The 20,786-nt window shown below is 70.9% G+C and carries 19 protein-coding genes; 13 read left to right on the top strand and 6 right to left on the bottom strand.

Going from position 1 to position 20,786, the window contains the following annotated elements; translation table 11 throughout:
- Positions 1–49: 49 nt before the first annotated feature.
- On the bottom strand, positions 50–478 hold the full coding sequence (locus LPA41_RS04285; protein WP_229068452.1) for a hypothetical protein: 429 nt from the start codon (positions 476–478) through the stop codon (positions 50–52).
- 728 nt (positions 479–1,206) lie between these two features.
- On the opposite strand from LPA41_RS04285, the gene LPA41_RS04290 reads away from it, so the two are divergent.
- Entirely contained in the window at positions 1,207–2,376 is a 1,170-nt protein-coding gene (locus LPA41_RS04290) for a lipase family protein (RefSeq protein ID WP_229068453.1), read from the top strand.
- A gap of 89 nt (positions 2,377–2,465) precedes the next feature.
- Positions 2,466–3,464: a hypothetical protein gene (locus LPA41_RS04295; RefSeq protein ID WP_229068454.1), complete on the top strand. Its 999-nt coding sequence runs from the start codon at positions 2,466–2,468 to the stop codon at positions 3,462–3,464.
- Here the strand turns inward: LPA41_RS04295 and LPA41_RS04300 are convergent.
- Entirely contained in the window at positions 3,451–3,627 is a 177-nt protein-coding gene (locus tag LPA41_RS04300; RefSeq protein ID WP_229068455.1) for a hypothetical protein, read from the bottom strand. The two genes, LPA41_RS04295 and LPA41_RS04300, sit on opposite strands and share 14 nt — an antisense overlap.
- 119 nt (positions 3,628–3,746) lie before the next feature.
- Here LPA41_RS04300 and LPA41_RS04305 point away from each other — a divergent pair, with 119 nt between their 5' ends.
- Together LPA41_RS04305 and LPA41_RS04310 are read left to right on the top strand one after the other, a co-directional pair.
- Complete coding sequence (locus LPA41_RS04305; RefSeq protein ID WP_229068456.1) at positions 3,747–5,099, top strand: uracil-xanthine permease family protein; 1,353 nt, start codon at positions 3,747–3,749, stop codon at positions 5,097–5,099.
- Positions 5,096–6,160 carry an urea carboxylase-associated family protein gene (locus tag LPA41_RS04310; protein WP_229068457.1) on the top strand — a complete coding sequence of 355 codons (1,065 nt, stop codon included), beginning with the start codon at positions 5,096–5,098 and terminating at the stop codon, positions 6,158–6,160. The genes LPA41_RS04305 and LPA41_RS04310 overlap by 4 nt, the downstream gene beginning before the upstream one ends.
- 72 nt (positions 6,161–6,232) lie before the next feature.
- On the opposite strand, the gene pdxY is transcribed toward LPA41_RS04310, so the two are convergent.
- Genes pdxY through LPA41_RS04325 form a run of 3 tightly spaced genes read right to left on the bottom strand, consistent with a single transcriptional unit; the run spans position 6,233 to position 9,305 of the window.
- Positions 6,233–7,084 (bottom strand): pyridoxal kinase PdxY, encoded by an 852-nt coding sequence (gene pdxY / locus LPA41_RS04315; RefSeq protein WP_229068458.1) that lies wholly within the window; start codon positions 7,082–7,084, stop codon positions 6,233–6,235.
- Between the two features lie 38 nt (positions 7,085–7,122).
- The gene (locus LPA41_RS04320) at positions 7,123–7,944 is read right to left on the bottom strand and encodes a hypothetical protein (protein WP_229068459.1); all 822 of its coding nucleotides are present in this window, start codon (positions 7,942–7,944) and stop codon (positions 7,123–7,125) included.
- A gap of 53 nt (positions 7,945–7,997) precedes the next feature.
- Positions 7,998–9,305: a choice-of-anchor B family protein gene (locus tag LPA41_RS04325; protein ID WP_229068460.1), complete on the bottom strand. Its 1,308-nt coding sequence runs from the start codon at positions 9,303–9,305 to the stop codon at positions 7,998–8,000.
- A gap of 339 nt (positions 9,306–9,644) precedes the next feature.
- Between LPA41_RS04325 and LPA41_RS04330 the strand changes: the two genes are divergently transcribed.
- From LPA41_RS04330 to LPA41_RS04370, 9 genes are all read left to right on the top strand, one after another.
- Positions 9,645–11,324: an ABC transporter substrate-binding protein gene (locus tag LPA41_RS04330; RefSeq protein ID WP_229068461.1), complete on the top strand. Its 1,680-nt coding sequence runs from the start codon at positions 9,645–9,647 to the stop codon at positions 11,322–11,324.
- Between the two features lie 76 nt (positions 11,325–11,400).
- Positions 11,401–12,408, top strand: coding sequence for an ABC transporter permease (locus LPA41_RS04335; protein ID WP_229068462.1), 1,008 nt, complete (start codon positions 11,401–11,403; stop codon positions 12,406–12,408).
- A 14-nt stretch (positions 12,409–12,422) separates the two neighbouring features.
- The gene (locus tag LPA41_RS04340) at positions 12,423–13,364 is read left to right on the top strand and encodes an ABC transporter permease (RefSeq protein ID WP_308036514.1); all 942 of its coding nucleotides are present in this window, start codon (positions 12,423–12,425) and stop codon (positions 13,362–13,364) included.
- Between the two features lie 5 nt (positions 13,365–13,369).
- Positions 13,370–14,353, top strand: a complete 984-nt coding sequence (locus LPA41_RS04345) for an ABC transporter ATP-binding protein (protein WP_229068464.1) — start codon at positions 13,370–13,372, stop codon at positions 14,351–14,353.
- Entirely contained in the window at positions 14,350–15,456 is a 1,107-nt protein-coding gene (locus LPA41_RS04350; protein ID WP_229068465.1) for an ABC transporter ATP-binding protein, read from the top strand. The genes LPA41_RS04345 and LPA41_RS04350 overlap by 4 nt, the downstream gene beginning before the upstream one ends.
- A gap of 87 nt (positions 15,457–15,543) precedes the next feature.
- A complete protein-coding gene (locus tag LPA41_RS04355; RefSeq protein WP_229068466.1) occupies positions 15,544–16,752 on the top strand; it encodes a serine hydrolase in 1,209 nt (402 codons plus the stop codon).
- A gap of 92 nt (positions 16,753–16,844) precedes the next feature.
- Entirely contained in the window at positions 16,845–18,035 is a 1,191-nt protein-coding gene (locus tag LPA41_RS04360; protein ID WP_229068467.1) for an MFS transporter, read from the top strand.
- A gap of 102 nt (positions 18,036–18,137) precedes the next feature.
- On the top strand, positions 18,138–18,794 hold the full coding sequence (locus tag LPA41_RS04365; protein WP_229068468.1) for a lytic polysaccharide monooxygenase: 657 nt from the start codon (positions 18,138–18,140) through the stop codon (positions 18,792–18,794).
- Positions 18,795–18,866: 72 nt separating this feature from the next.
- Positions 18,867–19,499, top strand: a complete 633-nt coding sequence (locus LPA41_RS04370) for a hypothetical protein (protein WP_229068469.1) — start codon at positions 18,867–18,869, stop codon at positions 19,497–19,499.
- A 108-nt stretch (positions 19,500–19,607) separates the two neighbouring features.
- Here LPA41_RS04370 and LPA41_RS04375 read toward each other — a convergent pair whose 3' ends face one another.
- Positions 19,608–20,687 carry a WD40 repeat domain-containing protein gene (locus tag LPA41_RS04375; protein ID WP_229068470.1) on the bottom strand — a complete coding sequence of 360 codons (1,080 nt, stop codon included), beginning with the start codon at positions 20,685–20,687 and terminating at the stop codon, positions 19,608–19,610.
- Between the last annotated feature and the right edge of the window lie 99 nt (positions 20,688–20,786).

The following is a 20,786-nucleotide window of genomic DNA, read 5'->3' on the forward strand; positions in this document are numbered from 1 at the left end:
AGACGCTAGTTTCGTACGGGGTCGAAGTACCGCCAACCCCGGACCCCGCTCAGCTCGTCTCGTGGATCAACACGCCGGAAGCACCGACCACGTACCTCTGTTCGTCCCGCAGCTCCACCACGACGTCCACCGTCACGTTCGGGTCCCACTTCGGCCCGTTCCGGGCGACGACCTGGAACCCGGCCGCCTCGCGCGAGCCGGGATACTCCTCGACCAGCGGCGCCACCCACACCTCGCCACCGTGCACGACGACGATCCGATCGGCCCGCAGCGTCGCCGGCAGAGCAGCCGGCTCGGCGAGGATCCGGACGGAAGCGATGAGCGGCTGCCCGTCGGGCGGGCAGATCGGCATGAAGTCGCGCCACAGGTACGCCTCGATCCGCACGGTTGCGCCCGCCACCGTCACCGTTTCCGGCACGGCGCCCCCCGCACCCATCGCCACCACCGGATCGAGGTCCTGCCACGAGTCGTCATTCATGCCCCGATCCTCCCGGACAGTGCACGGCCTCGGCGGTTCGCGGCCTCGGCGGTTCGCGGCCTCGGCGGTTCGCGCATCCGCCGGGCCGATACCGACCGGTGAACCGTTTGCCCGAGGAAGGTCGGTTCAGGGCGGCTCAAGTTGACCGACGAACCACGCCGACGGGGGCCGGCACGGCAGGCGGAGTTGACCGGTAAACCTCAGGGAAGGTGAGTCCTTTCGCGCTGCGACCACGGTCGGCTGCGTCAGGTTCGCACGGCGGTGTTGATCTGCTAGCGATGCGAAATCGCGGTTCAGACCCCATGATCACAGCGATTTCGTAGCGCTAGCAGATCAACATCTCGGCGAGGCGGAGGCGCGCGTGGAAGCCCAGGCGGAGGCGTAGACGGAGTCGCGGCTGGAAGCCCGGGCCGAGGCGTAGACGGAGTCGCGGCCGGAAGCCCGGGCCGAGGGCAGACGGCAGCGGCCGGTCCCGAGCAATCGGGCGGTGACTGCCAGCCCGTAACACGTTTACCGGTAAACCTCTATTGGCGTGTGCGCATTCGAATGTCGAGCCCTCCAACCCGACAGCGACCTGACCGCCGGCGCCTCCGCCCAGCGTCACGCCCGGGGAGGGTGGCGGCACGCCTCCATGCTTACCCATGTTAGGTTTGCCTAACCTAACAGGATGTTGGCGGACATTCCGGCCAACGGCCGCGTGGTCGGCCTCCGTGAAACAGAAACGAGTGATGTCGTTGCGCTCCCTTCGCCGTGTCGTGCCGTTGACACTGAGCCCGCTGCTGGCGCTCGGGCTGCCCGTCCCCGCGTCGGCCGCCACACCGGGCACGACGGCCGCCGCACCGGGAACGTCGGCCGCCGCACCGGGCGGTGCCCCCGGCGCGGTGATCGCGACAACCCCGCTACCGGGGAAGGAGGCGCCCGGCAGCACCGCGACGTCGATCACCTACTGGACCCGTGACTCGCTCGACCAGCCGCGTCAGGCGCTCGCCACCATCTACGTGCCGACCGGCACCGCCCCGGCGGGCGGCTGGCCGATTCTTGCCAACGCCCACGTCACCGCCGGGCTCGGCGACGACTGCGCTTACACCGACGACTACGGTACGGCGGCCGCGGACGTCAACGTGGTGACCCCGTGGATCAATGCCGGGTTCGCGTTCGTCGCGACCGAGTACATCGGCATCGGCACCGAAGGCTCGCACGCCTACCTGGACGCCACCGCCGAGGCCAACGCCGTGATCGACTCCGTGCGGGCGGCGCGGTCGGCGGCTCCGGTGCTGTCCACCGAGTACGTGGTGAACGGCATCTCGCAGGGCGGCCACGCCACCCTCGCCACCGCCGCCAAGGCTGCCGAGCGGGCGCCCGAACTCCGGCTCGCCGCCGCCATGGCGGACGCACCGGCCACCAAGGTCGAGGGCTACATCCCGCTGGCCGGGCCGTACATCCCGCCGCTGCCCGCGCCGGACTACACGACCTACGTCTCCTACATCCTTGCCGGACTCGAGACGGCCCGCCCGGACTTCGACCTCGACGCCTACCTGACCCCGCTCGGCCGGGCGATCGTCGACGACGCGCACCGGCTGTGCTACTTCGACATGAACACCCGTACGCAGGGCGCCTCGATCGGCAAGATGCTGGCTAAGCCGCTCAACACCGGCCCGTTCCCGGCCGTGCTGCGGGACGTCACACGGCTCCCGGTGTCCGGTTTCGACGCGCCTGTGCTGGTGAACCAGGGCCGCTTCGACCTGACCGCCTTCCCGTTCCTGACCGACCTCCAGGTCACCGAGATGCGGCTGCACGGCGCGGACGTCACCTACCGGCACTACGCCACCGGCCACAACGTGTGGAGCCAGGCGCTGCCGCACAACATCGCCTTCGCCCGCAAACACCTCGCCGGCTGACAGCACCGCCCGCCACCGCCCGGACCACTCCGGGCGGTGGCGGGCAGCCGCGTCCCCCGGTCTTGCGGCGGAGATCTAATCTGACGCGCATGCAGGCCTTCGCCGAGAGGTACGCCGCCGGCCCACCGACTCTGCGTGACCTGTCGCAGCGACCGGGATCGATCACCTCGTTGCAGCTTCTCTTCGTCCTGCTCGCCCTGGTGCCGGGCGCCGCGGTGGCCACGCTCGGCATCGCCCTGGTCGACAACTTGACGGCGGACGCGCGGGTGCCCGCGGTCGTCACCGCCAACGTGGCAGACCTCGACGAGGACGGATTCGAATATCAGCGGACCTTGGCCCGCGCCGACGACGGGCGGGCGCTGGACCTGGGGACCGGCGTGCCCGCCCTGCGCGGTGAACCGGTCGTCGCCACGCTCTCCACGGCCACCGACCGGCTCGTGGCGGTCCGCACCGCCGACGAGTGGTATCAGCCGCACCGGACGAACGCGTACGCCTTCCTGGTTGTCGTCCTTCTCGCCACCCTGCTGGTGACGGCCCTGCTCGTCCGGCGGACGATCCGCACGGTCCCGTGGACGGCGCTGGTCATGTCCGCCGTCACCGGTTTCCTGATCGTCGGCGTCTGGCAGCTGAACTCCACCGCCGCCCTCGCCGACGCCCCGACACTGCCCGCCAGCACCGGGATGGGCATCTACGACGACGCCGAGTTCTTCCCCGCGACCGGCGTCCGCACCGGGCAACCCCTCCAGGTCCACGACGTCACGCTCCAGGTGGCCGGCCCGGTCACGCGTGGGGCGCCGGCGGGTGCGGCGTCGTGGCTGAACGGCTTCACCGTGCTGGTGGTCCCGTTCGACGCCTCGTACGACGGCACCTCGACCGAGGACTATGTGCCGCTCGCCCTCATCGGCTCCGGTTCCGGCAAAGCCGAACCGGTCGCGGCCGAGCACTGCGGCCCGGACGGCTTCGACGGCCACGTCCCGGCGGGAACGGTGCGGGGCCTGATGTGCTTCGTGACCCCGCCGGACTTCCAGCCCCGGCACATCATCGTGGGCACGGGCGAGAGCCAGCGGATCGACGTCACGGGTGCGTGACGAACGAGGTGGCCAGCAGGGCCACGGCCGCGACCAGGCTGAGCGCCAGCCCTGCTCCGGTGAGACGGCGGTGGGCGGCGGGGTCACGGGCCAGCGGCTGATCGAGCGCTGACCAGGTCGTCGCGCCGAACAACGCCAGGGTGAGAACCACAAGAAAGATCATGCTGGATCCCGGGTGTCGGAGGAGCGTGCCTTCCTCGCTCGAACGTCCCCCCGGCGGCGAACCGGGAGCGGCCCCCGGAAGTGAACATTGCGGGAACGATCGCCGTAACATCCACAGGCATGGATATTGAGGCGGATCAGCGGCGGGTCTTGGACGTGGGGTTCGACGACCGCGTCGCACCGCCCAAACTTGTTCTCTTCGCCCTTCAGCACCTGCTGACCCTCTCCGCGATCTGGGTCTTCCCGGTACTCATCGGCATCACGCTCGGCCTCGCCACCGGCGACGTCACCAGGATGATCCAGGCCTCGTTCCTGCTGGCCGGCGTCGTCACCGTGCTGCAGTCCAGCCGGATCGTGCGGCTGCCGATCGTGCAGGGCCCGACCGCCGCCTTCTTCGCCGCCCTGCTCGCGGCCGGGGCGGCGTACGGCCTCGACGCCGCGTTCGGGTCGATGATCGTGGCGGGCCTGATCTTCATGGGGCTGACCGTCCCGGTGCGGCGGTTCGGGGTGCTGATGCACGTGCTGCGCTTCGCCACCGATCCGCTGGTCTTCGGCACCCTGTGCGTCATCATCGGCGCGCAGCTCGCGACGCTCGGCCTGCCCGGGTGGTTCGGGAGCGAGGGCTTGCCGGGGTACGGCTGGGACCTGTTCTGGATCGGCCTGGTCACGCTGCTCACCGTGGTCGCCTGCCTGCTGTTCGGCGGTGACACGCTGGTCCGGCGCGCGGCCGTCCTGATCGGCATGCTCGCCGGTTCGGTGCTGGCGGCGGCGACCGGGTTGTGGAGCGTCCCCGACCTGTCCGGGGTGTCGTTCCTGGGGCCGCCGGCGTGGCTGCCGTTCGGGTTAGCCGTGCAGTGGCCGGCGGTCCTGCTGATGCTGCTGGCGTTCCTGGAGTCCAGCGCCGAGGCGGTCGGCATGTACACCCTGGTGTCCCGCTGGGGCGGCACCGAACTGAGCCGGGACCGGATCAACCGGGGCCTGTTCACCGAGTACGCGGGTTCGGTCGCCGGCGCCCTGTTCGGCGGGATCGGCACCGCGTCGTACCCGGAGAACGCCGGCATCGTCCGCGTGACACGCGTGGGCAGCCGGTTCGTCACGATGGCGGCGGGTGTCATCGCGATCGCCCTGGCGTTCCTGCCGGTGGTGAGCGCGTTCGTCGCGGGTCTGCCGGGCGCCGTCCTGGCCGCCGCGTCGACGGTGCTGTTCGGCATCATCGCGATGAGCGGCGTACAGATGATGAGCGCGGTCCGATGGGACGACCTCAACCTCACGGTGGCGGGCACCGCTTTCGTCCTGGCGCTCGGCGGCCAGTGGCTGCCGGAGGCGATGGTCGCGACCATGCCGGACTGGGCCAGGGCGCTCGTCACCACCCCGATGATGTTCGGGGCGGTGCTCCTGATCGTGCTCAACGCCACGGTCAACCACGGTCTGCGGCCGGTGCTGGCCCGGCGCGCGGAAAGCGGCCGGCCGTGATCGTTCTCCGGCTCAACCATCAGCAGCGCGACTTCCTGCAGACGGTCGTCGACCGGGACGCGCATCTCGGCGACATCGGTGACCTGGTCCGGGCGGCGCTGCGGGACGCGCCCGCACACGTACCGTCCGGGGAGACGCCGCCGGCGCGCCGGGAGCCTCCGCGGCGTACGCCCGTGCGCCGGCACCTTCTCGAACCCGGCACCGGGAAGGCGTTCGAGGTGGACGCGGGCCAGGTGATCAGGATCAGTCAGATCGCGGGACACCAGTGCGTCGACCTGAACGTCTTCTCCCGCCGTGACGGGCGCGAGCGGCTGCACGTCGGCCGCACCCGGGGCATGCAGGGGCAGCGCCCCGGCCCCGGCGACGTGCTCTGGTCGAACGCGCCCTGGGAGCGGCCGATCATGGCGATCGCCGGCGGCACCGCGACGACCGACACCCGGTTCCCGTTCTGCAGCCGCCTGATCTACAGCGCCTTCTTCGGCCTGCACAACCGCACCAACTGCGAGGAGATCCAGAACGAGGCCCAGCGGGAGTACGGGCTGAGCCCCTGGGACATCCACGAGTCGTTGAACCTGTTCATGCACACCGGCACCGGTCCCGGCGGCGAGGCCGTGATCCGGCGCAACCGGGCCCGGCCGGGCGATCACATCGAGTTCGTCGCCCTGCTGGACCTGCTGGTCGTCCCGAACGTGTGCGGCGACGACGTCACCAACTGCAGCAACTTCGGGATGCGCCAGGTGGCGGTCACGATCGAGCAGGGCCGTCCGGCGGACGCCGAGCTGGCCCGCACCGCCCGCAACCGCGCCGCGATCCTCGGCCTGCCACCGGCCCGCGAGGTGCCCGGCGCGCGGCCGCTGCGCCGCGACCCCGGCTTCGTGCCCGCCTTCCCGCACCTGCCGCTGCGCCGCGCCGACGTGCCGGTCGAGGTCGGCGAGGCGCTCACGCACCGCTTCACCCGGGCCAGGAACCTCGACCTGTACGCCGCCGACGACGACGCCCTGCGCGACATCACCCTGTCCTGGGCGATCGAGCGGCTGGGCGCCTTCACCGGCAACGGCTGACGGCCCGCGCCGGGCCGGACGATTTCTTCGCTCTTCCTCGTGGGACTCCCCCGGCCGCGGCGCAGGCGCGGCTCAGCGCACCTGTTTGGCGCTGAACTGCATGCGCGGCGCCGCGTAGAACTCCTGGGCCTGGACCAGCCGCAGTTCGCGCTCGCCGGAGCGGTACGTCATGTCGATCAGGTCGAAGATGCTGGACGCCGTGCGTTCCAGGGCCACCGCCGCGCTGCCGGTCTCGACGTAGTGCGCGGTGAACAGGGCCGCCGTGACGTCCCCCGAGCCGTTCGCCTTGAACGGCAGGTGCGGGGTGGTGACCAGCCAGGCGCCGGTGCCGTCCACGACCAGCATCTCGATCACCCCGTCCTCCCGGTCGGGGCGCTCCACGCTGGTGACCAGCACGGTCGACGGGCCCATGGCGCGAGCCAGGTCGGCCGACTCGAGGGTGGACGCGATGCTCGCCGGTTCGGTGCCGGTCAGGAAGCCCAGCTCGAACTGGTTGGGGGTGATGATGTCGGCCACCGGCACCACCCGGTCCCGGAGCAGGTGCGGGATCTCGGGCGCGACGAAGCACCCGGACTTGGCGTTGCCCATGACCGGGTCGCACGCGTACACCGCCGCGGGGTTCGCCGCCTTCACCCGGCGCACGGCGTCGATGATGACGTCCGCGATGCCCGCCCCGCCCTGGTATCCGGACAGGACCGCGTCGATCTGCGGGAACACGCCCCGCTCCTCCACACCGAGCAGGATCTCGGCCACGTCCGAGGGCGGCAGCAGCGGGCCACGCCAGGCGCCGTAACCGGTGTGGTTGGAGAAGTTGACCGTGGGGGTCGGGACGACCTCGACACCGATGCGCTGCAGGGGGAACACGGCGGCGGAGTTGCCGACATGACCGTGGGCGACCGCGGACTGGATGGACAAGACCTTCATGCCCCCAGCCTAGAGACTGGCCCGGGGGCCGCGCGGGCTCAGGTCGTGAAGATGGTGAAGGCCACCTGATGCACCGTGCCGCCGGCGCGGAACTGCAGGAACATCCGCTTGTCGCCGCGTTCGGCGAAGGCGGCGTGGAAGGCCAGGACACCGTCGGCGGGTGCGTCCCCGGTGGCGCTCGTGGGGATCGGGTGCAGGTGTTTGAGGCCCTGGGTGCGCACCTCGAAGTTGGAGAGGTGGGCGTACGCGCCGAGGTACGGTTCGAGCGCCGCGGGCCGGCCGTCGCGCAGCACCTGGAACTGCAGGGCCGTATGGGTGCCGGAGGTCAGGTCGGTGGTGCCGTCGAGGCGGCGCACGGTGTACGGGCCGGACCGCGCCTGGGCCTGCGGCGCCGGGACCGGGACCATGGTGGTGTCGCCGGGGATGACGAACGGCACGCCGAGCACGGTGGGTTCGGCGCCGGCGGGCCGGCCGTGCGGGACGAACTCGAGGTAGACGCGGTAGGCGCCGCCGTCGGTGACGGTGACCGGCGCCGTCCACGCGCCGTCCACGACCTCGGGGTGCAGGTGCTGGTAACCGGACAGGTCGTCGCGGAGCACGTACATGTGCACGGGTTTGTCGTGGACGCGCTGGAAGTCGGTGACCGGCCCGGCCGGGCCGGTGACGCGCAGCGACACGGTGCCGGGGCCGCGGCGGCGTGGCAGCGCGAGGGGTTCGGCGCGGAAGCCGTCGTAGGCGTCGGAGAGCCCGTCGCTGTGGTAGGTGACCGGCGAGGCGGCCGGCACCGGGGCCGGCGCGGCGGCCGGGCCGCGGCTGTCGGCGAACAGGTAGGCGGCGCCGAGGAACCCCGCGAGCGTCACCGCCGCCGTCAGGCGGCGGTGACGCGGGCCGGTGCCGGTGGTGGGCTGGGCGGTCAGTTCGCGGCCGCCGTTCCGGTGGGCCGGACGAGGAACAGTCCGACGCCGATGCTCTGCACGGCGACGACCCCGTTCTTCAGGTACGGCAGGACCATCCAGCTGCCGCTGTAGCCGCTGGCGTTGGAGGCCGGGTCGACGTCGAAGTAACCGACCTCGGGCAGTTTGGCCGAGGCGGCGGTGGTGGTGTCGAGGATCCGCAGGCCACCGCGGTACGCCGCCTGGAAGTGCCGGTTGCCGACGGTGTAGCCGTTGTGGTTGACGAACTCGCCGCGTGCCGCGACGTCCTTGCCCACGTACCGGGCGGCGTCGAGCCGTTCGATGTTGTAGACGAAGTCGGGGCTGCCGCCGCGGGTGCTGATCGTCTCGTCGTTGACGATCATGTGCTTGTAGTCGCTGGTGGCGAAGCCCTGGTGGACGAAGCCGGCGCCGGGGTGGGTGACGCTGGACAGCAGCTTGATGCTCGCCTTGTCGGTGACGTCGAGGATCTGGAACCGCTTGCCCTGGCCGGTGTAGTTGAACGCGATCTCCCGGCCGGTGTACCTGGTGTCCGGTCCGGCGTAGTTCACCACCACCGACTCGTGCGAGTAGACCTCCCGGCTGTAGCACGCCACCTGCCGCAGCGAGAGTGGCGTCTTGATGTCGTAGATGGTGAGGCCTTTGCTGCAGGTGTTGGCGCCGGAGACGTACAGGAAGCCGGTGTTCTGGTTGATCGACAGGGTGTGGCTGTTCGTCAGGCCGGTGAAACGGGCGCTCGCGGTGAACGTCTGCGTATTGGTGACGCCACGCAATTTGTTGAGGTCGAAGATCTGGATGCCGTGCGCGACCGAGTCCTTGCCGATGTAGGCGTAATTCCGGTACGTGCGGATGTCGCACCAGGATGAGCTGACGCCATTCGCGGCCGGCAGGTTCCCGAGGTATCTCGGGTTGCCGGGGTCGGTGACGTTGACGAAGGAGACGCCGTTGGAACGGCAGTAGAGGATGTACTCGTTGCTGTCGCGCGAGTCACTCCAGTACCACATGCTCGACGAGCCGCCGCCGCCCAGCGCGGACTGCGGCAGGAAGCTGAGCAGGTCGACGTTCTTGCACGGGTACCGGTCGGCCATGCCGTTGACACAGGTCACCGGCGCGCCGGCGAGGCGTTCGCCGCTGCGCCAGGTGGGTTCGTAGATGCGGAGCATCTCGGCCTGTTCGGCCTTGCCCTCCGGGGTCTCCGGGTCGTGCGCCGTGGCCGGTGGGCCCGCGACGGCGAGCAGCAGCAGTAGCGCGGTGGCGGCCAGTGTCGTGCGGCGAACTCCTCGGAGCATGGTCGACGCCCTTCGCGTGCGGTAGTCGGCGCGGACGGGGTGTGTCCGGCGCCGGGTGCGTGCAACGCTAAGGAGCAGGTCGATACAGGTCAATATTATGATGTCGATTGAGCGCCATCCGGAATAGCATTTCCGGCGCACCCGTATGCCATATCGCAGCGCAGATGGGCGAGGCGTTATGGCGGCCGGCGAGCGAGAGCCCGGCCCGGGTTCGCCGGTCGGAAGGACACAATACGATACCAACCTCAGATGTTGATCATCGTAAATGGATAGTGTCACGCCAGCGGTGACCAGCCCGTCATCGCGTTTGTCCGTACCCACAAGGACGGGGTGGAGACGATGCGTGCACCAGGGAGGCCGGCGTTCCGGTTCCGGGCGGTCATCGCCGCCGGGGTCGTCGCGGCGATGACGATCGGCGCGGCCGGCTGCGCGGAGAGCGACCGCGGCACCGGTGACGACGAGGGCAACGCCGCCGGCGGCACCTTCGTCTTCGCGGGCGCCGGTGACCCGAAGAACTTCGACCCGATCTTCAACGACGACGGGGAGTCGTTCCGGCCGATCCGGCAGATGTACGACACGCTCGTCACCCACAAGCCCGGCACCGCCGAGCTGGAAGGTGGACTGGCGGAGAGCTGGACGAACGATCCGACCGGCAAGGTGTGGACGTTCAAGTTGCGCCAGGGCGTCAAGTTCCACGACGGCACCGCGCTGGACGCCGCGGCCGTCTGCGCGAACTTCGACCGCTGGTACAACATGAAGGGCGAGGCCGCCCAGTCCCAGATGATCTACTACGCCGACGTCTTCGGCGGGTTCGCCGGCAGCCCGGACGCCGTCTACGACAACTGCAAGGCCCAGGACGCCTCCACCGCGGTCCTGACGCTGAAGAAGTACAAGGGCGCCTTCCCGGGCGCGTTCGCGCTCACCGCGTTCTCCATCGCGAGCCCGGCCGCGATGAAGCAGTACGACGCCGACACGGTGACGCAGAACGGCGACTCCTTCTCGTACAGCGCGTTCGCCAACGAGCACCCGACCGGCACCGGCCCGTTCACGTTCGGCGGCTGGAACAAGGCGACCGGCGAGATCACGCTGGCCAAGAACCCCGACTACTGGGACGAGAAGGCCAAGGTCGACAAGGTGATCATCAAGGTCATCAAGGACGAGAACACCCGGAAGCAGGAGCTGCGCGCCGGCACGGTGCAGGCGATCGACTTCCCCGCGCCGGCGGACCGCAAGGCCCTCGCCGACGAGGGCTACGCGGTCCTCGAACGGCCCGCCTTCAACATCCTCTACCTGGGCATCAACCAGAAGAACAACCCGAAGCTGAAGGACCTGCGGGTGCGGCAGGCGATCGCGTACGCGCTGAACCGTCCCCAGCTGGTGCAGACCAAGGGCCCGGGCGGCTCCGTGGTGGCCGACCAGTTCCTGCCGGAGACGGTGCTCGGTTATGCGCCGGACGTGCAGAAGTACGAGTACAGCGTGGACAAGGCCAAGCAGCTGCTGTCCGAGGCCGGCGCGACCGGGCTGACGCTCAACTTCTACTACCCGACCGAGGTGTCCCGGCCGTACATGCCGAACCCGCAGGAGATCTTCACCGTGCTGGCGAACGACCTCCAGGCCGCCGGCATCAAGGTCACCGGGGTGCCCCGGCCGTGGAACGGCGGCTTCAAGGACGACGTGCAGCAGTTCGGCAAGCAGGACCTGCACATCCTGGGGTGGACCGGCGACTACAACGACCCGGGCAACTTCGTCGGCACGTTCTTCGGCCGGCCCAAGGTCGAGTTCGGCGCCGACGCGATGACCGAGATGTTCGACGCCATCGGCAAGGCCGACGCGACGGTCGAGCCGGAGGCCAAGCGTACGGCGTTCGAGCAGGTCAACCGCGACCTCGCCGCCAAGTGGCTGCCGGCCGTGCCGATCTGGCACGCCCCGCCGGCCATCGTCACCACGAAGAACGTCCAGGGTCTGGTGCCGAGCCCGCTCACCGCCGAGGAATTCGACACCGTCTCGCTCACCAAGTAGGCAACCGCCGCAGCCCGGCCGGGGACGACCTCCCCGGCCGGGCTGTCCGGCGCGGATCCACCAAAGGAAAAACCGCATGGTGAGAGTCGTCTCGCGGCGCCTGGTCCAGCTGGGCGTCACCCTGATCGCCCTGATGACCCTGGTCTTCTTCTGGCTGCGCAGCCTGCCCGGCGGACCCGTCGACGCGTTGCTCGGCGAACGCGCGACACCGCAGACCCGTGAACTGCTGATCCAGGCCCTCGGCTACGACCAGCCGATCTGGGTCCAGTACGGCCGGTTCCTGAAGAACGTGGTGACCGGCAACTTCGGCAACTCGATCCGGACCGGCGAGCCGGTGACCGACGTGATCAGCCGGGCCTTCCCGGCCACCGTCGAACTGGCCGTCGCGGCGATCATCATCGCCGTCGGCCTCGGCATCCCGCTGGGGTACCTCGCGGCCCGGCACCGCGGCCGGCTGCTCGACAACGCGACGATCATCGTCACGCTGATCGGCATCTCGATCCCGATCTTCTTCCTGGGGTATCTGCTCAAGGACTGGCTGACCCAGGACATCCACTTCTTCCCGCCGTCCGGGCGGATCAGCACCGGCACGGACAACACCGACGTGACCGGCTTCTTCGTGCTCGACGGGTTGCTGACCCGCGAGTTCGACGCCTCCGCCGACGCGCTCTGGCACCTGGTGCTGCCCGCCGTCACGCTCGCCACGATCCCGCTGGCGATCATCGTGCGGATCACCCGGGCCAGCGTGCTGGACGTGCTCGACGAGGACTACGTCCGTACCGCCGACGCCAAGGGCCTGCGGGACGCCACCATCCGCAAGCGGCACGTGCTGCGCAACGCGATGCTGCCGGTGGTCACCACCGTCGGCCTGCAGACCGGCGCGCTGCTGGCCGGGGCGGTGCTGACCGAGAAGGTCTACAACTGGGGTGGCCTCGGCACCCTGATCACCGACTCGATAAGCGGGGGCCGCGACTACCCGGTGCTCCAGGCGCTGATCCTGCTCGCCGCGGTCGTCTTCATCGTGGTCAACCTGCTGGTCGACCTCTCGTACGCGGTCATCGACCCGAGGGTGCGTGTGCAGTGAGCGGATCCGGTGGCATCGCCACGCTCGGCGACCACAAGCGCCGCCGCATCGACGAGCTGGCCGCACGCACCGCCGAGGCGGGCGGGGTCAGCCTGATCCGCGACGCCGGCCGCCGGCTGCTGCGCAACCCCGCCGCGATCGTGGGCGCGACGATCATCCTGCTGTTCCTGGTCGTCGCGATCTTCGCGCCGCTGGTGGCGCCGCACGACCCGGTGCAGCGGTTCCCGGAGCTGACCAAGGACCTGACCGTCGACTCGATGCCCGGGCCGACCGCCGGGCACCCGCTCGGCAGTGACCCGCTGGGCCGCGACTTCGCGTCCCGGATGATCTACGGCGCCCGGCAGACCCTCTTCGTCGGCGTCCTGGCCACCCTCATCGGGCTGCTGTTCGGTGTGCTGCTCGGCGCGATCGCCGGCGCCGTCGGCGGCTGGGTGGACGTGCTGATCATGCGGATTACCGACGTGATGCTGGCCCTGCCCAGCCTGCTGCTGGCGATCACGCTCGTCGCCCTGGCCAGCGAGTCCACCCAGTGGACGGTGATCGTCGCGGTCGCGGTCGTGAACGTGCCGATCTTCGCCCGGCTGCTGCGCGGGTCGATGCTGGCGCAGCGGGAGAGCGATCATGTGCTGGCGGCCCGCGCGCTCGGCGTCAAACAGGGCGACATCGTGCGGCGGCACATGCTGCCGAACTCGCTCACCGCCGTCATCGTGCAGGCCACCCTGACGTTCGCGGTGGCGATCCTGGACGCGGCCGCGCTGTCGTTCCTGGGCCTCGGCGACCCGGACATCAACCGGGCCGAGTGGGGCCTGATGCTCGGCGTGGACGGCGTCCGCTACCTCGAGGTCCGCCCGGAACTGGCCTACTACCCGGCGCTGGCGATCATCGTGGTGGCCCTCGGCTTCACCCTGCTCGGCGAAAGCATGCGCGAGGCGCTCGACCCGAAGAACCGGCGGTGATACGCATGCCTCTCCTGGATGTCCGTGATCTGGCGGTGGTCTTCCACCGCAAGGGAGCCGTGCCGGTCAGGGCGGTGGACGGCGTCAGCTTCACCGTGGAACCCGGCCAGACGGTCGGGCTGGTCGGCGAGTCGGGCTGCGGCAAGTCGGTGACCAGCCTGGCGATCATGGGGTTGCTGCCGCGGCGCGGCAACACCGTCACCGGCGAGGTGCGTTTCGAGGAGGCCGACCTGCTCACGCTGCGCCCGCAGGACCTGCGGGACCGCCGCGGCCGGGACATCGGCATGATCTTCCAGGACCCGTTGTCGTCGCTGAACCCGGTGATCCCGCTCGGTCTGCAGGTCGCCGAGGTGCTGGAACGCCACCGCGGCCGGACCCGGCAGGCGGCGCTGCGCGAGGCCGGCGGGTTGCTCGACGCGGTCGGCATCCCGGACCCGACGCGACGGCTCAAGGAGTTCCCGCATCAGCTGTCCGGCGGCATGCGGCAGCGGGCACTCATCGCCATCGCCCTGGCCTGCCGGCCGCGCCTGCTGATCGCCGACGAGCCGACGACGGCGCTGGACGTGACGATTCAGGCGCAGATCCTCACCCTGCTCAAGGACCTTGTCGACCGGTCCGGCACGGCCCTGGTGATGATCACTCATGACCTCGGGGTGGTGGCCGGGCTCTGCGACACGGTCAACGTGCTGTACGCCGGCAAAGTCGTCGAGCGAGCGGCGCGCCATGACCTGTTCGCGGAGCCGCGGCACCCGTACACCCATGGTCTGTTGCAGTCGGTCCCCCGCCTCGATGCCGACCGCGGCGGCCGGCTGCACCAGATCCGGGGCTCGGTGAGCGACAACATCCCCTGGTCGGAGGGGTGTGCCTTCGCGCCGCGCTGCGACCGGGTGATCGACGCCTGCATCGGGGAGACGGTGCCGCTCGAACCCGTCCGCCGCGGTGGTGCGCTGCGGTGCACGAACCCCGTACCGCAGGAGGTGGCGGCGTGAGCGAGGCGCTGGTGGAGATCGAGGATCTGAAGGTCCACTTCCCGATCAAAAGCGGACTTCTCTTCGACCGTACGGTCGGACACGTCTACGCCGTCGACGGGGTGTCCCTGCGGATCCGGCGCGGCGAGACCTACGGCCTGGTCGGCGAGTCCGGGTGCGGCAAGTCGACGCTCGGCCGCGGCCTGCTGCGGCTGGTCGAACCGACGAGCGGCCGGATCACGTTCGACGGCACCGACGTCCGCTCGCTCAAGGGTGAGCAGATGCGGCGCTTCCGCCGGCGCATCCAGATGGTGTTCCAGGACCCATTGGCCAGCCTCGACCCCCGGCAGTCGGTGGAGTCCCTGCTGGTCGAGGGGCTCAAGGCGCACGGCCTGCACCGGGACAAGGCGGCGGTACGCGACCGGCTGCGCTCCACCCTCGACTCGGTGGGCCTGCCGGCGTCGGTGCTGAACAAGTACCCGCACGAGTTCTCCGGTGGGCAGCGGCAGCGCATCGGCATCGCCCGGGCCCTGGTCCTCGGGCCCGAGCTGATCGTGGCCGACGAGCCGGTGTCCGCGCTCGACGTGTCGATCCAGGCGCAGGTGGTGAACCTGCTCGGCGACCTGCAGGACTCTCTGGGGCTGACCTACCTGGTGATCGCGCACGACCTCGCGGTGGTCCGGCACATCTCCGACACCATCGGCGTGATGTACCTGGGTTCGCTGGTCGAGGAGGCCGACGGCGACCAGTTGTACGAGCGCCCGCTGCACCCGTACACCAGGGCGCTGCTCTCCGCCGTGCCCATCCCCGACCCGTACGTGGAGGATCGCCGCGAGCGGATCCTGCTCGCCGGTGACCTGCCGTCCCCGGCCGCACCGCCGAGCGGCTGCCGGTTCCGCACGCGGTGCCCCTGGTCGCAGGACCGCTGCGCCAGGGAACGGCCGGAGCTGCGCGTCTTCGACGACTCGGGGCAGCGGGTGGCCTGCCATTTCGCCGAGGAGATCCGCAGCGGGGCCCTGCGGATGCACGAGGTGCGCGCGGAACTCGTCCGCCCGGACGCGGACTCGCCGCCCGACGTGGGCGCCGGCCTGATTCAGACCCGGCCGGACCTGCCCGCACCGTGACCGCACTCCCCTAAGTGGACGGCTCAGGGTTTTCCGGGGGCCGTGACCCGGATGCCCGGGTCACGGCGCCTGGGCAGGCTGACCGTCATGAAGATCGATAGAACGCGTCTGGCCGCCGTCTCGCTCGCCTCGGCCCTCGCCGCGGGCATCGCCGGGACCGCGTCGGTGACCCCGGCGGCCGGCTCACCGGTTCCGGCCGCCGACTCATCGGCGTCCGCCGCCGGCTCGGGACGGCACCTCACGGCCTGTTCCGGCGACGGGCTCGACGCGAGCGGGATGCACGCGGCGATGTCCGGGCTGCCCAGCGCCGCGGCGACGAGCGCGCAGGTGCGGGTCACCACGGCGGCGGGCTGCTGGACGGGCGCGACGGGTGTCGGCAACCTGCGCACCGGGGCGCCGGTGCCGGCGAACGCACGGTTCCGGATCGGCAGCGTCACGAAGGTCTTCACCGCCACGATCGTCCTGCAGCTCGCGGCGGAGCGCCGGCTGAGCCTGGACGACACGGTCCAGCGGCACCTGCCCGGCCTGCTCCCCGCGGACTACCCCGACGTGACCGTCCGGCAGCTGCTGAACCACACCAACGGCCTGCCCGGCCCCACCCTGCCGGACGACCTCGCCTGGGCGCTGGCCCACCGGTACGACGTCTGGACGCCGGAGCGGATCGTCCGGCTGGCGGTGCGCAACCCGCACCTGTTCGAGCCGGGCACGAAGCAGCACTACGCGAACATGGGGTACATCGTCGCCGGAATGCTGATCGAGAAGGTCACCGGGCACTCGTACGCCCAGCAGCTGCGCCAGCGGATCACCGGGCCGCTGCGGCTGCGCGACACGTACGCCCCCGGCACCGACCCGGCCATCCGCGGGCCGCACGCGCGGGGCTACCAGGCGGTGACCCGCGACGGGGTGACGACGCTGACGGACGTGACGAGGTGGAGCCAGACGTTCACCCCGGCCGCCGGCGACCTGATCTCCACGCTGGCCGACCTGGACGCGTTCACCGCCGCCCTGTTCGCCGGCCGGCTGCTGCCGGCGGCGCAGCTGGACGAGATGTTCACCCTGCCCGCCGTGCGCGAGGGCGAGGCCACCCACAGCGCCGGCCTGGAGGCGACCACGCTGCCCACCGGCGAGGTGTTCTGGGGCAAGTCCGGTGCCCGGTACGGCTACTCCAGCGCCATCGGCGGCAGCCGTGACGGCAGCTTCCGCCTCGTCTACTCGGTGACCTCCACGGACGCCAAGGGCACGGGTCAGATGACCACCGCCGAGGGCATCATCTACGCCGCCCTGGGCATGCGCTGACACCTTGACGAGGGGTGTCCACCCCTCGACCATATCGACAATGAACTATCGCTCTGCCGGGCACCTCGCCGCGGCGCCGGTCGCCTGATCGCATGCGCGCCTACCGCGACCTGTTCGCCGTCCCCGAGGTGCCCCGGCTGATCCTCGCCGTCGTCACGACCCGGCTGGCCCCGCCGATGCTGACGCTCACGCTGCTGCTCGCCGTGGTCGAGGCCGGTGGGTCGTACGCGTCCGCCGGTCTCGCCCTGACCGGGTACGCGGTGGCCGTCGCCGTGTGCGTGCCGGTGAGCGCCCGGCTGATCGACCGCTTCCCCGCCCACCGGATGCTGCTCGGTCTGCTGGCGGCGAACCTGACCGGGTACGCCGTGCTGGCCGCCGCACTGCTCACCGACCGGCCAGCCGGGGTGCTTATCGCCTGCGCGGCAGCCCTGGGCGTGACCGCGCCGCCGTGCGGGCCGGTGGCCCGGGCCACCTGGCCGTCGCTGGTCGGCCCGGAGCGGCTGCCGACCGCGTTCGCGCTGGACAGCGCACTGAACGAGGCGATGTACGTCGGCGGCCCCGCCCTGGTGTCCGCGCTGCTGCTGGTCACCCGCCCGATCGTGGTGCTGGGCGTGGTCGCGGCGATCCTGACGACCGGCGTCCTGCTGCTCGTCGCCACGCCGAGCCTGCGGCGGCGCCCACCGGCCCGGACCGGACCGCACCGCGACTACCTGGGTCCGCTGGCGACCGGTCAGGTCCGGTTGATCCTCGCCGTCATCACGCTGAGCGCCTTCACGTTCGGTGCGGTGATGGTCGGCGGTCCGGCCGCCGCCACCGGGGCCGGCCACCGGGACGCGGCGGGTCTGCTGGTGGCGGCGATCTGCGTGGGTTCGGTGGGCAGCGCCCTGGTCTACGGCAGCCGGCGCCGCCGCGGCACGCCGGGCCCGCAGCTGGCGCTGACCCACGTGGCGGTGGCGCTGGTGCTCGTCGCGGCCGGCTGGGCGCCGACGCTTGTGGCGCTCGCCGTCCTGCTGCTCCTGGCGGGGGCGGTGACCGGTCCGCAGGACACGCTGATGCAGGTGGTGCTCGGGGAGGCGGCTCCGGATCGGTTCCGGATCGAGGCGTACGCCTGGATGGGCGCGTCCACGTGGGCCGGTTACGCACTGGGTTCGGCCGCGGCCGGCCAGTTGATCGACATGTCCGGCGAGCCGGGGGCCGCGTTCGTGGCGGCGGCCGGGGTGGCGCTGCTGGCGGTGCCGCTGTCGCTGCTGGTGCGACCGGCCCGGCAACCGGCGCCACATTAATCGACATCAGTTGATATCAGGGCGGATCGGTGTGATGCTGTCTCCGGGAGCGCTCCCAAATCCCCGGAACATCCCCAAGCGCCGAAGAACGGAGGACACACCGTGCCCCCACACGCGTCCGATCGATCCCGCCGGCCCGCCCGGGTCGTGTTCGTGGTGCTCGCCACGATGCTCGCCCTGCTGCCTTTCAGCGGAGCGGCCCAGGCACACGGCACCATCGTCAACCCGGCCTCCCGCGCCTACCAGTGCTGGCAGACCTGGGGCAGCCAGCACATGAACCCGGCCATGCAGCAGCAGGACCCGATGTGCTGGCAGGCGTTCCAGGCCAACCCGGACACCATGTGGAACTGGATGAGCGCGCTGCGCGACGGCCTCGGCCGGCAGTACCAGGCCCGCACCCCGGACGGCCAGCTGTGCAGCAACGGGCTCACCCGTAACGACAGCCTCAACCAGCCCGGGGCCTGGAAGCGGACGAACCTGAGCCGCAACTTCACGGTCCAGCTGTACGACCAGGCAAGTCACGGCGCCGACTACTTCCGCGTCTACGTCAGCAAGCAGGGATTCGACCCGGCCACGCAGCGCCTCGGCTGGGGCAACCTCGACTTCCTCACGCAGACCGGCCGGTACGCGCCGGCGCAGAACATCTCGTTCGACATCTCCACCTCCGGATACACCGGGCACCACATTCTCTTCGTCATCTGGCAGGCCTCGCACCAGGACCAGGCCTACATGTGGTGCAGCGACGTGAACTTCGTCTGACCGGTTACCGACCGGCCCGGGACGCCGACCGGCGCCCCGGGCCACCCACCCTCGACGAGGTGCGATCAAACCATGCGAAAGCTTCCTTCGTGGTACCGCCCCCGCCACGGATGGGCGGCCGCGACCCTGCTGGCCGTCACCGCCGGCGCGGTCGCCCTGGCGGACCCGGAACCGCCGCGGGCCTCCCCCGCTGACCTGCAAGAACAGATCATGACCCGGATGCGTACGACCCTCGAGCTGGCCGATCCGGGACAGCACCAGCACGCCGGGCACGGCGCCCCCTCCGCCGCCGCCCCGGCAGCCCCCTCCGCTGCCGCCGCTTCTCCGGCCGCTTCTCCGGCCGCTTCTCCCGCCGCGCAGGCCGCGCCGGCGGTCGTCTGCGGCGTCCGGGTGTACGGCCACGAGCCCGCCGAGGCCACCACGCTCGCCGGTGTGCGTACCGTCTACGGCTTCCACCTCTGCGGCGTCGCCGAGCCGCAGCGCCCCTGGGACGTGGCGGTCAAACTCGCCGGCCCGGTCATCCTCGACATGTCCACCGACCCGATCGGCATCCAGGTCGTCGAGGCCACCGCCGACGTGAAGTTCGCCGACCGGCTGCGCCAGATGTTCCCGCCGAAATACGCGGACCTGGCCGCCCGGGAAGCCCTCTCCGAAACGGAGATGGCCGACCTGCGTCGTCGTTACGACGACGCGGCCGGCCTCTGACCCCGCTCAGTCCTTGCTTCTCCCGACCCAGCCTGCGTTGCCCCGGCTCAGTCTTCGCTTGCCGACTCAGCCTTTGCTGTCGCCGGCTCAGTCTTCGTTCTTGCCGGCTCAGTCTTCGTTCTTACCGGCCAGGCGCCACAGCCGCACCTTCGCGTCTGCGCCCGCGGTGATCAGCCGTTTGCTGTCCGGACTGATCCGCAACGCCCACACCGGACCGTCGTGCCCGGCCAGCGGCGCACCCTCGGCACGCCCGGTGGCCGCGTCCCAGAGCCGCGCCGAGCCGTCGTCACTGCCGGTCGCCAGCAGCTTCCCGTCCGCACTGAACCGCATCGCCCGCACCGGTCCCCCATGCCCGGTGAGCGGCGCCGCAGCCGGCCGCCGGGTCGCCGTGTTCCACAACTGCACAGTGTTGTCCCCACCGGACGACGTGGCGAGAAGCTTGCCGCGAGCACCGAACGTGAGCGCGTACACCGGCCCGGACCTGCTGACCAGCGGCTCACCGTCGGGTTCGCCGGTAGCCGCCTCCCACAGCCGTACGCTGTTGCCCCCGCCGGACGTAGCCAGCAGATTCCCCGCCGGGTTGAAGCTCAGCGCGTGGACCGGCCCCGGGCTCACCGTCACCCCCGCACCGATCGGCCGCCCGGTGCTGATGCGCCACAGCCGCACCAGGCCATCCTGAACGGCGCCGCCGGCCGCGCCCTTGTCCACGGCCGCGCCCTTGTCCACGGTCGCGCCCTTGTCCGCGGTCGCGCTCGTGCTGGCACTCGCGCTCGCGAGAATCTTGCCGTTCGGGCTGAACACGACCGACCGCACCCCGCCGGCATGCCCGCTCAGAACCCGGACGGCCTCCCCACCGGCCGGATCCCACAACCGCACCGTGCCGTCGTCACCCGCGGTCGCGACCAGCTTCCCGGTAGGGCTGAAAGCCACCGAACGCACCGCCCCGGCATGCCCCACCAGCGGCACCCGCTTCCTCGTGGCAAGGTCCCAGATCGCCACCTCACGGTGACCGGCCACAGCCAGCAGCTTGCCGTCCGGGCTGTGCGCGACAGAGTGGATCGACCCCGCACCGGTGACAAGAGCAGCCCCGACGCGACGCCCGGTGGCCGTACTCCACTGCTTCACCTTCCCGTGACTCACGGTGGCGAAGACTTTCCCATCCGGCCGCAGGGCAATGATCCCGGCCATGCCAGGCACAACCTCACGGGTACGGGCCCCGGCAGCACCATCGCCTGCCCGCCCCAGCCCGGCGGCCCCGGAACCCGCACCGGCCCCCGAACCCGCACC

The organism is Actinoplanes sp. DH11, from assembly GCF_020873875.1.
Classification (GTDB): Bacteria; Actinomycetota; Actinomycetes; order Mycobacteriales; family Micromonosporaceae; genus Actinoplanes.